Source organism: Mesorhizobium sp. HAY1-8B (genome assembly GCF_056868045.1).
Genome location: NZ_CP200321.1, coordinates 6,433,069 through 6,445,584 on the forward strand (window position 1 = coordinate 6,433,069; position 12,516 = coordinate 6,445,584).

Below are 12,516 nucleotides of genomic sequence, written 5' to 3' on the forward strand. Positions count from 1 at the left end.
CGGAAGCGCAGGAAGCCGCCATTCGCAGCCCGGCCTCACCTGAATATCGACAGGCCTCAAGGTGCGCAGGCCGATTGCGGCATAGGCTCCAGCCGATAGACCTTGTCGTCCGACTTCGTCTTGCCGTCGGCGGCCTTCGAGCACAGATCGACGATCGCCAGGCTGCTATTGGGATTGGCCAGCATCATCATGCCGTTGGCGCCGCGCTTGAGGAAGATCTCCTTCTGCACGATGTCGCAGGCAAAATCGCTCATCTTCGAGCTTGCCGCGCAGCGCCACTGGTCCGCCTCGCCCTGGCAGGAATAGGTCTGCGTGACCTTGGCGCCATTCTTTCTGGTCGTCACTGAGACGGCAATGTCGGCGCCATCGGGCCAGTTGGCGGCGTCGCCCCCCGAGGCGAAGGATGCCAGTTCCACAGGTCCGCGGAACACCCGGATCGACTGCGTCAGCTGGTTGGGGTGCGAACTCATATGGGCCGCGTCGTAGTCACGACCATAGCAGAAGGGCTGGTCCGGCTTCAGCCGCACGCGCAACGGGTCCCCTAGCGCCGGATCGACGGGATCGATGCGGGCGAACTCGGCCTGGCAGGTTGCGGCCGGCATCGGGTCAAGGCGGAAATTATCATCCTCCGAGCCGAGCGCCTGGCGGTTGTATTCCGCCTTGCCGAGTTGCTCCGCGGAGTCCGGATCGAGGTAGATATCGGAGGACAGATCAGAGAGGAGCAGCCGGCCCTTGTCGTCGACTTTCAGCGAGGCCAGCGTACGATCGCAATCCATGCCGCAGCGGATCGGGCCTGATGTACCGTCCTCGGATTCGTGATTGCACCAGCCGCCGGCCCATTCCGGCGCCTTGGCGCCACGCACCGTGGTGGTGAGAAAGCCATTATACGATGTGTCGGCGTTTGCCGTGGGCTCTTCGTTCGGCCGGCTGACCGGGTCATGGCCGTAGTAGAAGAAGATCCGCGCCACCTTCTGCTTCGGATGCGCCTTGAGATGGGCTGCGTCATAGACCCGGCCGAAACAGGCATCCGCCCCGTTCGGGCTGAGTTCCCTGAGTTTAAGCGTGTCGCCGGCGACTGCCGTGCCTGAGAGCAAACCGAGCAGCACCACGCCAAATCCAGCGCCCGCAATTGTCCTCCATTCCCCTGCCCTGAACGTCATGTGATCCCTCCTCGCATCGACAGGACGTAGCGTCAATTTATGCTAGTATTGCGGCCGGGGCCACGCAAATCGCGGTGAAATCGGAGGAGGAAGCCATGCGCCGGCGTGACATGTTCCGTGCGGTTCTTGCCGGAACCGGAACGTTTCTTGGCTTGCGGGCGGTGCAGGCGGCGGCCACCGAGGCCGCCAAGCTGAAGGTCGTCTATCACCTGAGCGATGTGGACAAGGTCAATTTCGTGCTCGGCAACATCAAGAACCACTATGAGGGGACCGGCGGCAATGTCGACATCGTGCTGGTCGTGCATGGCCCGGCCCTGGCCGCGTTCAAGTCGAAGGGCATATCGGCCGCGGTCTCCGGCCGCTTCGCCGGCCTGGTGAAGCAGGGGCTCGAGCCGCAAGCCTGCGCCAACACCATGCAAGGCATGGACATTTCGCTCGCCGACCTGCTCGAAGGCTTCCATGCCGCCGACAAGGGCGGCGTGGTCAAGCTCGCGGAACTGCAAAGCCAGGGCTATGCCTATCTCCGGCCATAGTGCACAGTCTCGACCATGGGACCTGGAACGGCTGGTCCCGTTGAACACTCCGGAGGACCGACAGTGCCCACCACGACCGCGCTTACCATTCCCGATCTCGCCGGCAAGGCGGTGCTTGTCACCGGCGCCTCTACCGGCATAGGCGCGGCACTCGCGCTGGCCTATGCCGCGCAGAAATCCAAGGTGGCACTGCATTACAATTCGAGCCAAGAGGCCGCCGAGAAACTTGGCAAGACCATTCGCGACAGCGGCGGGGAGGTCTTCCTCGTCCAGGGCGATTTTTCGGTTCCCGCCGATGTCGAACGCGTTGTCGAGGACAGTGCGCGGCATTTCGGCCGTCTCGACGGACTGGTCAACAATGCCGGCGGCATGCTCGGCCGGGTGCCCTACGCCGAGCAGACCGAAGCGCATTATGACGCGGTGATGGACCTCAATGCGCGCTCGGTGCTGACCGCCTCCCGCAAGGCAATCCCGTGGCTGAAGAAGCAGGGCGGCTTCATCGTCAACACCTCCTCGATCGCCGCGCGCAATGGTGCGGGCGGCGGTGCCGGTCTCTATGGGTCGGCCAAGGCCTTCGTCTCCAATGTGACGCGCGGCATGGCCAAGGAGCTGATCGGCTTCGGCATCCGCGTCAACGCCGTGGCGCCCGGTACCATTCTCACCCCGTTCCACGAGCGCTATTCGACCGAGGAGCAGATCAAGGGCATGGTCGCCACAATTCCGCAGGGGCGGGCCGGCACGGCGCAAGACTGCGTCGGCGCCTATCTGTTCCTCTCGTCGGACCTGCTGAGCGGTTACATCACCGGCCAGGTGATCGAGGTGAATGGCGGCCAGTTGATGCCGTGACAGGCTATCTGCATACTGAAAGCCCGCATACTCTTGTCGGAGACTTTGAAGGGGAGGCAACAGAATGTACGGACTGATCGGCAAGATGCGGGCGGCGCGCGGCCAGCGCGACGCGGTCATGGACCTGCTGCGCGACAGCACCGGCGCCCTGCCCGGTTGCCTGAGTTACATCATCGCTCGTGACCCCGCGGATGCCGATGCGATCTGGGTCACTGAAGTGTGGACCGACGCTGAAAGCCACAAGGCCTCGTTGCAGCTTCCGGAAGTCCAAGCGGCCATCGCCAAGGCGCGGCCCTTCATCGCCGGCTTCGAGTTCCAGGTGGAAACCCACCCCGTCGGTGGCTTTGGGCTGGCTGACGGCAAGACGGATTGAGCCGGACGGCTAATGCCCACACGGTGGCGGTCTTTGAGGAGCAACCTTTGATGCGAACGGTAAACATTCGCGATGCGAAAGCCCATCTGTCGCGCCTCGTAAGACAGGTAGCCAAAGGTGAGTCGTTCATCATCACCAACGCCGGCAAGCCATTGGCCAGAATCGTGCCTATCGATCAGCCCGCACCGCAGAAGCGACGGGTTGGTTTTATGACCGGCCTTTCAGTCCCTGAAGATTTCGACCGCATGGGTCGCGATGAGATCGAGCAACGGTTCGGCGCCAACATATGAAAGCTGTTACTCGGCGCCAGGACGCGTGAAACCATCATTTTTTCGTAAACCGTGGTTCGCATTTTCACGCGCCAGGTCTAAGACCGAAGAATGGATTCCTCGGCCCAGCAGCCACCTCCTGACCAGCCCGCCACCGAGCGCATGGCGCGGATAGGCAGGCCCTGGCAATGGCTGATCCTGCTCACCATCTCCGCCCTGTTTGCCGGCGCGCTCGAAGTTGCAGCCTTGCCGGCAGCGCTGCTGATCGGGCCAATGCTGGCGGCGATCGTTGCCGGCACCAATGGCGCCACGGTACGCGTGCCTCGCCTGCTGTTCGGCTCCGCCCAGGCCATTGTCGGCTGTCTCGTCGCCGCATCGATCTCGGCCGACATCTTCCCTGTCTTCTACGCCGAGTGGCCGCTGTTCCTTGGCGTGGTGATCGCCACGGTAGCGGCCTCCAGCCTGCTTGGCTGGCTGATCAGCCGTTGGCGCATCCTGCCCGGCACCACCGCCGTCTGGGGCTCTTCGCCGGGGGCCGCCACCGCCATGGTGCTGATGGCCGGCGCTTTCGGCGCCGACCAGCGCCTCGTCGCCTTCATGCAGTATCTGCGCGTCATCTTCGTCTCGATGACAGCGGCGATCGTCGCCAAGATGTGGGTCGACACGTCGGGCATCGAAATCCCGCCGATCATCTGGTTTCCGCCGATCGATGCCCAAGCCTTCGCGACCACCATCGGCATCGCAGTCGCAGGTGGGGTGGCGGGAAAGCTGTGCCGGCTGCCCTCGCCCTTCTTCCTCGGCACCTTCATCTTCGGCGCCGTCATCCATCTCGGCCTTGGCGTCGAGATGCAGCTGCCGCCATGGCTGCTGGCGGTCAGCTACGCCATGGTTGGCTGGTCGATCGGGTTGAATTTCACCAGGCCGATCCTGCGCCATGCAACGCGCGCTCTGCCGCAGATCATCGCCTCGATCGTGGCGCTGATCGCATTCTGCGGCGGGCTCGCCTTCCTGATCAGCCATCTCCTGGGCATCGATCCGCTGACCGCCTATCTGGCGACCAGCCCCGGCGGCATGGACAGCGTCGCCATCATCGCCGCCGCGGCACAGAACGTCGACATCTCCTTCGTCATGGCGCTGCAATCGGCGCGTTTCCTGATCGTGCTGCTCATCGGCCCGAGCGTCGCGCGGCTGGTGGCCAGAAGCATCCGGGACTGACCTGCTTCAGCGCCATCGGTGCCTCATTCCTCGCCGCCCCCATTTTCGCCCTGCGCGCCGCGGCGCCAGTAAGCGGTGACCAGATGCCCGTCGCGCGGCAGGCCCATTCCTTGCGCACGATCTTGCGGATCTCGCGGAAGTCGGTGAACTCGCATCCCGCCCACACGAAGAGGCCGTCGGCAAGCGCATCGTGGCCGCGCTCGCGCAGGGCGGTCGGCAGCAGGCCTGCGGTGCCGGCTTCGCGGCCGGCCGGTAGAGCCAGCTAATATCGATGTTCTCGCCTTGCGACAGCGCGATCACAGCGCCGGGGTTTCCATCAAGAACTTGACTAAGTGATCATATTTTCATCGGGACGCCGGAGAAGACCCTATCCGGCCTCTGCCGGCTCGGCTTTGCCATCATCGAGGTCGAAGCGGAGACGTCCGGCCTCGATCCGCACGCGCAAGTGGCGATACCTCGCGAGATAGCGAACCCCGACGAGAGCCGCCGCAAAGCCGGCAATGGCGGCCACGCCAAGCGCCCAGCGTGGGCCGACATCATCGGCCACCCAGCCGACCACCGGCGCGCCGAGAGCGGTGCCGCCCAACGTTATGGCCAGCAGGATCGCCATCACACGCCCACGCATGGCAGGTTCGGTCGAAAGCTGCACCAGACCGATCGTCGAGGTTGTCATTGTCTGCGCCGAGACGCCGATGACAACGAGCGCCAGGCCGAACAGCCAGTAATTGGGCATGATCGCGGCCAGGCTGAAGCCAAGGCCAAAGATCGCGGCGCCCGCCAGAAGAAACACCAGGCGGGGCTGCTCGCGCCGGGCCGCCAGCAATGCGCCGGTGACCGATCCGATCGCCATGGTCGACGTCAACAGACCGTACTGGCCGGCGCCCGCGTGAAAGACGGAAACGGACATGGTCGAGATGAAGATCGGGAAGTTGAGCCCGAACGTTCCGATCAGGAAAAGCATCAGAAGGATGGTTTTGAGATCGGGACGCTTCCATACATAGGCAAAACCCTCGGCAAGCCTGCCGCGGCTCCGCTGCGTCTTGTCCTTCAGGTGAAGCTCACCGAGGCGCAGCAGGCCGAGCGAGGCAAGGACAGCGGCAAAAGATGCCGCGTTGATCAGGAACACCCAGCCGGAGCCGACGGAGGCGATAAGGGCGCCGGCGACGGCAGGCCCGATCATGCGCGCGACATTGAACGAGGTGGAATTCAACGCCACGGCATTCGACAGGTCCGTCTCGCCGACCAGATCCGAGACGAATGTCTGGCGCGCTGGTGAATCAAACGCGGTCGTGCAGCCGAGCAGGAATGCGAACAGATAGACGTGCCACAATTGCACCAGCCTGGCGACGGTGAGCAGGCCGAGACCGAGCGCGAGCAGGCCCATGGCGGCTTGCGTGGCGAGCAGCAGCTTGCGCCGGTCGAGATGATCGGCGGCAAAGCCGGTCCATGGCAGCAAGAGGATCTGCGGCGCGAATTGCAGCGCCATCACCACGCCCATGGCGGTCGCGTTGTTGTGGGTCAGTTGGGTCAGCACCAGCCAGTCCTGGGCGGTGCGCTGCATCCAGGTTCCCACATTGGACACGATCGCGCCGCCGGCCCAGATCCGGTAGTTGAAATTGGCCAGCGAACGGAACGTGCCTTTTGCCGGGCCGCTCATCCGTCAACTGGGGCATTGCCGCCGTTGAAGCGGCCGAACATGCGTGCCATCGCCACCCCCATGAGGAGGGTGCCCAACCCCAACGCGACGACATCAGCGGTGGATCGCAGGTCGAAATCCCCGACACGGACCACCAGGAGATAACCGACCGCCAGGTTCAGAAATCCCCACAGAGCATTCACTGTCGAGGAGGAATGGCCCTGGCCGCGCGGCTTGGCGAAGGGACTTTGAAAAGGCCGCCCCATCACGCCGCTGACGAAATGCGGCACGGCATTCGTCAGCACGGCGCCACCAAGGAAATAGGACACACAGTCGATCCATTGCATGTCAGGCACTCCCCTTGGCCAAGAGATCGAGGATGTCCTGTGTCGTGCCGTTTTCGCCCAGCCTCGGGAAAATATGCGCGATGCTGTTGGTATGGGCATCGAGGTTCATGTCGGTCATGGCATCGATGGCGAGCGTAACGTTGAACCCGAGATCGCGAGCGTGACGGGCGGTCGCTTCGACGCCCATGCAGGTGGAGACGCCGGCGATCACCACCTGGGTGACGCCCTCGCCCTTCAGCCAGGCTTCGAGATCGGTGTTGACGAAGGCGCCCACGGTGCGCTTGGTCACGATGTGATCCTCCCGCTGCCGCTTCAGTTCGGGGACAAGATCAGTCCAGCCGGCGGGAAATTCCCGCGCGCGCGGCGCCTGCTCCGTCCGGCCCGAAGGCGCGCCGGCGACGTTGACGAGCACGACCGGCAAGCCGCGGCCGCGGAACGCATCGGCGAGCGCGCCGGCCCGCTGTATGACGTTGCCGATCGGATGGGCACAGGGTAGCGAAACGATCCCCTTTTGCAGATCGATGACGATGAGTGCGGTCTTCGGATCAAGCGTGGTGACTGCCATTATGCTTCCTTTCGGCGGTCGAACGGCGGCGTGGATCGCGGATATTGAAAGGTCAGGAGTCGGCGAGCCGTTTCAACAATTCGACGGCGCCTGCGAGTTGCTCCTGCTCCTCGCGGTCAAGGGTCGCCTGGATGGCGCGGAACAACCAATCCTGTCGTGCCGCCCGCCCGGTCGCGATCATGTCCCGGCAGGCTGCCGTAAGCGACAGGAGGATCTGCCGGCCATCGGCAGGATCCGGCGCGCCTTCCACCAGACCGGCCAGTTGCAGTGCTGACACAATGGCGCCCATCGACTGCGGACGCATATCCTGGGCGCGCGCCAGCGTCGTCACCGTCGCCGGACCCTCGCGCTCCAGATGAAGCAGCGCCGATTTCTGCGACATGGTCAAATCACCGGTATCGGCCTGTTCGCGCAGCCGCCGGATCAGCCTGCCGGCCACCACCCGAAGCTCGGCCGCCAGGGCCAGCGCATGCGCGACTTCGGGATCGTTCTGCGGGGGCGACTGATCTTTCATGGCGGCTTTGTAGTAGATATGAAGCTAAACTTCAAAGTTTAACTTCATATTTCGAAATCACAAGACCGTGACCCCGGGCCGGTCGAAGACCGTGAACCCCGGGCCGGCCGGAGGCCGTGCCCCGCTGGCCTGCCTATCGCGCCATGGCGAGGCGCTCGGGAAGGAAATCGACGAAGACGCGCACCTTCGGCGACAAATGGCGATTGGAGGGCCACAGCATCCGGAACTGGCCACGGCCATCGACATGATCGTCCAGCACGGTGCGCAGCCTGCCGTCACGCAACGCTTCCCGCACCAGGAAATCGGGCATGCAGCCGATACCGAGACCGGCGATCGTGGCGCCCTTCAAGGCTTCCATGTTGTTGCAGGTCAGCATCGAGCGTGGATCGGCGGCATCGGCGATGAACGGCCACTCCTGCAGCTTGCCGCTGTTGGGGAAGCGGAAGCGGATGCCGAAATGCCGGGCGAGATCGGCCGGCACCCTCGGCGCGCCATGACGCTCGACATAGGAAGGCGCGGCGCACAGAAGCAGCCGAAACGGTGTGAGCGGCCGCGCCACCAGGCGGGAATCCGGCAGCTCGCCGCTGCGGATGGCGACGTCGACGCCTTCCTCGATGACATCGACGATGCGATCGTTGAAATCGATATCGAGCTCGATCTCGGGATAGCGGGCCATGAACTCCGACAGCACCGGCAGCAGCAGATGATAGGTGACGATCGGGGTCGAGACGCGCAGCCGTCCGTGCGGCGTCTCCCGCGTCCGCGACAGCATCGCCTCGGCATCGTCGATGTCGTCGAGGATGCGGCGCACCCGCTCGTTGAACAGCCTGCCCTCTTCCGTCAGCCCGATGCGTCGTGTGCTGCGCTGCAGGAGGCGCACGCCGAGTTCCTGTTCGAGCCTTGCGACACTCTTGCCAACGGCGGAGGCAGAGATGCCGAGCGCACGCCCGGCGGCGATGAAACTGCCAAGCTCGGCGGTGCGGGCGAAGGCCAGAAGACCATTGAGACGATCCATTGCACTCCTCCATTCGAGCGTTTTAGTCCGGTATATCCGGAGATATAGTAGCGTTTTTCCTGAAAGGCCGCCGAACTATCTTGTGGCTGCGACCGACGCCGCAACCCATGCGCCATGCCGGCCGATGCTGCTTCAGATAGGAAAATCCATGACCTTGCAGAACACTACCGGCCCGACCGCGAGATGGCTCGTGCTCTTGTCGGTATGCCTTGCCGCGATGACGATGCCCTTGACCTTCACCGGCCCGGCCGTCGCGCTCTCCCGCATCGCGGCCGATCTCGGCGGCAGCCCGATCGCGCTCAATTGGGTGACGAACGCCTTCATGCTGACCTTCGGCGCCGGCCTGATGGCATCGGGAGCGCTGGCTGACAACCATGGTCGCAAGCGCGTCTTCCTTGCCGGCCTCTGCCTTTATGTCATGGCATCACTCGGCGCGATGCTGGCGCCCGACATCGTCTGGTTCGACATGTTCAGGGCCGCGCAAGGGATCGGCAGTGCCTTGGCCTTCGCCGGCGGCGCCTCCGCACTTGCCCAGGAATTCGAGGGACCGCTGCGGTTGCGCGCCTTCTCCTTCCTCGGCACCAGTTTCGGCATCGGCCTGGCCTTCGGCCCTATCGCCTCCGGCCTGCTCATTTCTGCATTCGGCTGGCGGTCGATCTTTGTTCTGGTTGCAGTGCTCGCGATCGCCGCGGCAGCCCTCGGCCTGTGCACCATCAGGGAATCGCGCGACCCGGATGCAACCGGACTCGACTGGGCGGGAGCCGGCACCTTCACCGTCGCGCTGGCCGCGCTGACTTATGGCGTGCTGCAGGCGCCGCAGACCGGCTGGACCGATCCCGTCGTCATCGCGTTGATCGCGGCGGCAGTACTCTTCTTCGCAGCCTTCGTCATCGTTGAGCGGCGCGTGCGCCGGCCGATGCTCGATCTCACCCTGGTTCGCTTTTCCCGCTTCGTCGGCGTCCAGTTTCTGGCGGCGGCACCCGCCTATGGCTTCGTCGTCCTGCTGGTGCTGTTGCCGATCCGCTTCATCGGCATCGAAGGGATGAGCGAGATCAAGGCCGGGCAATTGATGATCTGCCTCTCGGGACCATTGCTGATCCTGCCCTTGCTTGCCGGCCAGTTGGCGCGCTGGATAGCTCCGGCCACGATCTGCGGCGCGGGCCTGCTCATCGCCGCCGCCGGCCTCGTCTGGCTGAGCCTGACACCACCGGTCGCCGTCGCGCTGGTAGCGCCGCTGATGCTGATCGGCATCGGCATCGCTCTGCCCTGGGGATTGATGGACGGGCTCGCCGTCAGCGTCGTGCCGAAGGAGCGCGCCGGCATGGCGGTCGGCATCTTCAACACCACCCGTGTCGCCTGCGAGGGCGTGGCGCTGGCCATCGTCATGGCGATCCTGTCGGGCTTCACCGCGGCACAACTCGCCACTCGAGGCGCATCTTCCGCGGACGCGGCCGCCGCGGCGCAATTGCTGGTCACCGGCAATGTCGGTGAAACGGCGCAACATTTGCCGATGGCCGATGCCAGCGTTCTGGTCGAGACCTATGAGACGGCGTTCGATCGGCTGCTGATCGTGCTGGCCGTAATCACCGTCGTCACCGCCCTTGTCGTCTTCCTCGGTCTGCGTCGCGGATCGGCGGCGGAACACGAGGCGGTCCCGCTGCCGGCGTGCCAGGAGGCATGATCATCCGCGACGACATCAAGTGATGACGAGGCTCGCTATGCGGTCACCATCCAGCGTGAAAGTCATGTCGCCTTCGCCGTTGAAGCCCTTGCCCTTGACGGCGATGCGGACGCGATAAGTGCCACCCGCCGGCGTGACGCTGACGATGCTCAGATGTGACTTCACGCCGATATTGTCCGACTGGTTCCAGCGCGCGATCTGCTCGCGGCCCTGGAACGATCGTCCCCAGTCGCTCAGGAACGCGTCGTCGGCAAAGGTATCGAGAAAGGCTTCCGTGTCACCCTTGTTGGTGGCTTCGACGAAGCGGCGGATGGGGTCGGGTGTGGTCATCAGTCCAATCTGTGCATCAGGTCATCATCCAGCCAGCGGCCAAAGAAATAGACCAGCTGCTTGTGCCACCATGGCCAATCATGGCTGACATCGCCACCCCAATAGTCGACCCAGGCCGGAATCGACTTGTCGCGCAGTATCTGCTCCAGCTGGCGCGTCTCGACCAGCATGCGCTCTTCCCATGCGCCCTGCCCGCAGCAGAAGATCAGCCTCAGCGCCTTCAAGCGAGCCAGCAGCTTGGGGTCGACGATGCCGGGCAGATAATCGAGCGGCGAGTTGTGGAAGATGTCGCCCTCCAGCGCCTTGCCGAAGAAATCGCGGGCCGAATAGACGCCCGACAGCGAGATGACGCCGCTGGCCAGCTCCGGAAAGCGGAAGACGAAGTTCGAAGAGTGGTAGCCGCCCATCGAACAGCCTGAAAACAAGGGCTTCAGCTTGCGCCCGCCATTGGCGGCCGCTGCGGTGGACAAAAATTCCGGCAGCGCCTCCTCGCGCACATAGCGGAAATAGGCCTCGTGCCGGGCGATGCGGTGCGCGGCGTCGTGATGCTTGTCGAAGAAGGATTCCGAATCGATGCCGTCGACCGTGAACAGCTGGATGCGGCCGGTGTCGATGAATTCGGCCAGTGCGCCCACCCCGCCGGAATCCTCGAACTGGTAGAACCGTCCCTGCGAGGTCGGGAACACCACCACCGGTCTGCCGGCATGGCCGTAGCGCTTGTATTCCATGTCGCGGCCGAGATTGCGGGCGAAATGCTTGTGATAGGAGATGTCCATCGCCTTAAGCCTTTTCCGCGTGGATATAGGCGACCGCCTCACGCAGATCAGCCTGATCCTTCGAGCGCATCTGGTAGGCGTAATTTCCCATGGCGCGGCTGAAAACCTCTTCTATGGGCTGATGGTGGACGATCTTGTCGCGGTGCGCCGCTAGCACGTCCTCATGGCTGTGCAAATAGTGGAGGTGCCGCTTGCGGCTGGCATAGGCGGTGAAATATTTGCCCTCATAGGGCCCGCCGGCGGCGTCCTTGACCACCATCTCGGCCCATGCCGCATAGACGTCGATGTCGAACGTGTAGTTGATCGCGTCGGTCATCCAGGCGCCGGGCGGCCGCATGTTGACCTCCAGCGCGATGATCCGGTCGTCCCTGGTCTCGAACAGCTCGATGTGGAAGAAGCGCTCGCGCACGTCGAACGCCTTCAGGATCTTGCGTCCGGCCTCCTCGACAACAGGTCGGATCCGGGGAAAGCAGGTGTAGCTCATGTGGCGGTCCTTGTTGACCACCTCCATGACGCTCTGATCATAGCGGTGGCTGGCCGCCAGCACCACCTCGCCGTCGCGGTTGACCAGCCCGTCATAGGTCACCACCAGCCCCTCGATGAACTGCTCCATGACGAAGGTCACGTCCTCGGGCTTGTCCCGGAAGAACTGGTCGAGCTCCTTGGCGTTGGAGATCTTGAAGGTGTTCGAGGCGCCGGAGCCCGAATCCGGCTTCACCACGACGGGATAGCCGACGCGGCGGATGAAGGTCATGGCGCCGGCGCGGTCGGAGCATTTGCGCTGCGCGATCGTCTCGACGCCGCTCTTGCGGAAGAAGGCGCGCATGCGGCTCTTGCGCTTCAGGTTCTTCACGAAATCGAGCTTGGTGCCGTAGATGTTGAAATCGGTGCGGATGTTGGCTTCCAGTTCCAGCCAGTGCTCGTTGAGCGATTCGAAGCGGTCGATGCGGCCCCATCTGTGGATGAAATGGCCTATCGCCCGGAACACCGCATCGTAGTCCTCCATGTCGGCGACGCGGTAATATTCCGAAAGTGCGGCTTTCAGCTTGCCGTCCAGCGCATCGTGGGGCGCATCGCCAATGCCGAGCACTGTGGCGCCCGCCTTCTTCAGCCGGTCGCAGAAATCGGCGCCATTGGCGGGGAAATGCGGCGAGAAGAACACGAAATTCATGGACGACCCCCTTCCCCGCGATGGCGCACCGCAGCCCCGCCGGCGCCCAAGTCTGGCGCATTTGCGGCGTGCGGGAAAGAGCATC

15 protein-coding genes are annotated in these 12,516 nt (G+C 63.9%); 6 read left to right on the forward strand and 9 right to left on the reverse strand.

Annotated features, from left to right (window positions below):
- Nucleotides 1–56 precede the first annotated feature (56 nt).
- Nucleotides 57–1,160 (reverse strand): hypothetical protein, encoded by a 1,104-nt coding sequence (locus tag AC1VON_RS30955; protein WP_172348895.1) that lies wholly within the window; start codon nucleotides 1,158–1,160, stop codon nucleotides 57–59.
- Nucleotides 1,161–1,255: 95 nt separating this feature from the next.
- On the opposite strand from AC1VON_RS30955, the gene AC1VON_RS30960 reads away from it, so the two are divergent.
- The 5 genes from AC1VON_RS30960 (at nucleotide 1,256) to AC1VON_RS30980 (ending at nucleotide 4,396) form a co-directional block, all read left to right on the forward strand.
- Nucleotides 1,256–1,693 (forward strand): DsrE family protein, encoded by a 438-nt coding sequence (locus AC1VON_RS30960; RefSeq protein WP_172348894.1) that lies wholly within the window; start codon nucleotides 1,256–1,258, stop codon nucleotides 1,691–1,693.
- A gap of 63 nt (nucleotides 1,694–1,756) precedes the next feature.
- The gene (locus tag AC1VON_RS30965) at nucleotides 1,757–2,539 is read left to right on the forward strand and encodes an SDR family NAD(P)-dependent oxidoreductase (RefSeq protein ID WP_172348893.1); all 783 of its coding nucleotides are present in this window, start codon (nucleotides 1,757–1,759) and stop codon (nucleotides 2,537–2,539) included.
- A 64-nt stretch (nucleotides 2,540–2,603) separates the two neighbouring features.
- Entirely contained in the window at nucleotides 2,604–2,912 is a 309-nt protein-coding gene (locus AC1VON_RS30970) for a putative quinol monooxygenase (RefSeq protein WP_172348892.1), read from the forward strand.
- Nucleotides 2,913–2,962: 50 nt separating this feature from the next.
- The gene (locus AC1VON_RS30975) at nucleotides 2,963–3,202 is read left to right on the forward strand and encodes a type II toxin-antitoxin system Phd/YefM family antitoxin (protein WP_172348891.1); all 240 of its coding nucleotides are present in this window, start codon (nucleotides 2,963–2,965) and stop codon (nucleotides 3,200–3,202) included.
- 90 nt (nucleotides 3,203–3,292) lie between these two features.
- Nucleotides 3,293–4,396, forward strand: coding sequence for an AbrB family transcriptional regulator (locus AC1VON_RS30980; protein ID WP_483125955.1), 1,104 nt, complete (start codon nucleotides 3,293–3,295; stop codon nucleotides 4,394–4,396).
- 367 nt (nucleotides 4,397–4,763) lie between these two features.
- Here the strand turns inward: AC1VON_RS30980 and AC1VON_RS30985 are convergent, their stop codons facing one another.
- The 5 genes from AC1VON_RS30985 to AC1VON_RS31005 form a co-directional block, all read right to left on the reverse strand.
- Nucleotides 4,764–6,053 (reverse strand): MFS transporter, encoded by a 1,290-nt coding sequence (locus tag AC1VON_RS30985; protein WP_483125956.1) that lies wholly within the window; start codon nucleotides 6,051–6,053, stop codon nucleotides 4,764–4,766.
- Entirely contained in the window at nucleotides 6,050–6,379 is a 330-nt protein-coding gene (locus tag AC1VON_RS30990; RefSeq protein ID WP_172348888.1) for a hypothetical protein, read from the reverse strand. Before AC1VON_RS30990 ends, AC1VON_RS30985 begins: the two co-directional genes overlap by 4 nt.
- A 1-nt stretch (nucleotide 6,380) precedes the next feature.
- Nucleotides 6,381–6,944 (reverse strand): cysteine hydrolase family protein, encoded by a 564-nt coding sequence (locus AC1VON_RS30995; RefSeq protein WP_483125957.1) that lies wholly within the window; start codon nucleotides 6,942–6,944, stop codon nucleotides 6,381–6,383.
- 52 nt (nucleotides 6,945–6,996) lie between these two features.
- Nucleotides 6,997–7,458, reverse strand: coding sequence for a MarR family winged helix-turn-helix transcriptional regulator (locus AC1VON_RS31000; RefSeq protein ID WP_172348886.1), 462 nt, complete (start codon nucleotides 7,456–7,458; stop codon nucleotides 6,997–6,999).
- 133 nt (nucleotides 7,459–7,591) lie between these two features.
- Entirely contained in the window at nucleotides 7,592–8,473 is an 882-nt protein-coding gene (locus tag AC1VON_RS31005; protein ID WP_172348885.1) for a LysR family transcriptional regulator, read from the reverse strand.
- 148 nt (nucleotides 8,474–8,621) lie between these two features.
- On the opposite strand from AC1VON_RS31005, the gene AC1VON_RS31010 reads away from it, so the two are divergent.
- Nucleotides 8,622–10,154 (forward strand): MFS transporter, encoded by a 1,533-nt coding sequence (locus AC1VON_RS31010; protein ID WP_483125958.1) that lies wholly within the window; start codon nucleotides 8,622–8,624, stop codon nucleotides 10,152–10,154.
- 15 nt (nucleotides 10,155–10,169) lie between these two features.
- Here AC1VON_RS31010 and AC1VON_RS31015 read toward each other — a convergent pair whose 3' ends face one another.
- From AC1VON_RS31015 to AC1VON_RS31025, 3 genes are read right to left on the reverse strand one after another with little or no spacing between them, the layout of a single operon-like run.
- Nucleotides 10,170–10,484, reverse strand: coding sequence for a nuclear transport factor 2 family protein (locus AC1VON_RS31015; protein ID WP_483125959.1), 315 nt, complete (start codon nucleotides 10,482–10,484; stop codon nucleotides 10,170–10,172).
- Nucleotides 10,484–11,260: an esterase family protein gene (locus AC1VON_RS31020; RefSeq protein ID WP_172348882.1), complete on the reverse strand. Its 777-nt coding sequence runs from the start codon at nucleotides 11,258–11,260 to the stop codon at nucleotides 10,484–10,486. The genes AC1VON_RS31015 and AC1VON_RS31020 overlap by 1 nt, the downstream gene beginning before the upstream one ends.
- A 4-nt stretch (nucleotides 11,261–11,264) precedes the next feature.
- Nucleotides 11,265–12,431: an ATP-grasp domain-containing protein gene (locus AC1VON_RS31025; protein ID WP_172348881.1), complete on the reverse strand. Its 1,167-nt coding sequence runs from the start codon at nucleotides 12,429–12,431 to the stop codon at nucleotides 11,265–11,267.
- Nucleotides 12,432–12,516 lie beyond the last annotated feature (85 nt).

What these genes read in the sequence shown, in the direction of transcription:
- AC1VON_RS30955 (WP_172348895.1), bottom strand. Translation starts at nt 1,160, where the DNA reads ATGACGTTCAGGGCAGGGGAATGGAGGACAATTGCGGGCGCTGGATTT.
- AC1VON_RS30960 (WP_172348894.1), top strand. Translation starts at nt 1,256, where the DNA reads ATGCGCCGGCGTGACATGTTCCGTGCGGTTCTTGCCGGAACCGGAACG.
- AC1VON_RS30970 (WP_172348892.1), top strand. Translation starts at nt 2,604, where the DNA reads ATGTACGGACTGATCGGCAAGATGCGGGCGGCGCGCGGCCAGCGCGAC.
- AC1VON_RS30975 (WP_172348891.1), top strand. Translation starts at nt 2,963, where the DNA reads ATGCGAACGGTAAACATTCGCGATGCGAAAGCCCATCTGTCGCGCCTC.
- AC1VON_RS30980 (WP_483125955.1), top strand. Translation starts at nt 3,293, where the DNA reads ATGGATTCCTCGGCCCAGCAGCCACCTCCTGACCAGCCCGCCACCGAG.
- AC1VON_RS30985 (WP_483125956.1), bottom strand. Translation starts at nt 6,053, where the DNA reads ATGAGCGGCCCGGCAAAAGGCACGTTCCGTTCGCTGGCCAATTTCAAC.
- AC1VON_RS30990 (WP_172348888.1), bottom strand. Translation starts at nt 6,379, where the DNA reads ATGCAATGGATCGACTGTGTGTCCTATTTCCTTGGTGGCGCCGTGCTG.
- AC1VON_RS30995 (WP_483125957.1), bottom strand. Translation starts at nt 6,944, where the DNA reads ATGGCAGTCACCACGCTTGATCCGAAGACCGCACTCATCGTCATCGAT.
- AC1VON_RS31000 (WP_172348886.1), bottom strand. Translation starts at nt 7,458, where the DNA reads ATGAAAGATCAGTCGCCCCCGCAGAACGATCCCGAAGTCGCGCATGCG.
- AC1VON_RS31005 (WP_172348885.1), bottom strand. Translation starts at nt 8,473, where the DNA reads ATGGATCGTCTCAATGGTCTTCTGGCCTTCGCCCGCACCGCCGAGCTT.
- AC1VON_RS31010 (WP_483125958.1), top strand. Translation starts at nt 8,622, where the DNA reads ATGACCTTGCAGAACACTACCGGCCCGACCGCGAGATGGCTCGTGCTC.
- AC1VON_RS31015 (WP_483125959.1), bottom strand. Translation starts at nt 10,484, where the DNA reads ATGACCACACCCGACCCCATCCGCCGCTTCGTCGAAGCCACCAACAAG.
- AC1VON_RS31020 (WP_172348882.1), bottom strand. Translation starts at nt 11,260, where the DNA reads ATGGACATCTCCTATCACAAGCATTTCGCCCGCAATCTCGGCCGCGAC.
- AC1VON_RS31025 (WP_172348881.1), bottom strand. Translation starts at nt 12,431, where the DNA reads ATGAATTTCGTGTTCTTCTCGCCGCATTTCCCCGCCAATGGCGCCGAT.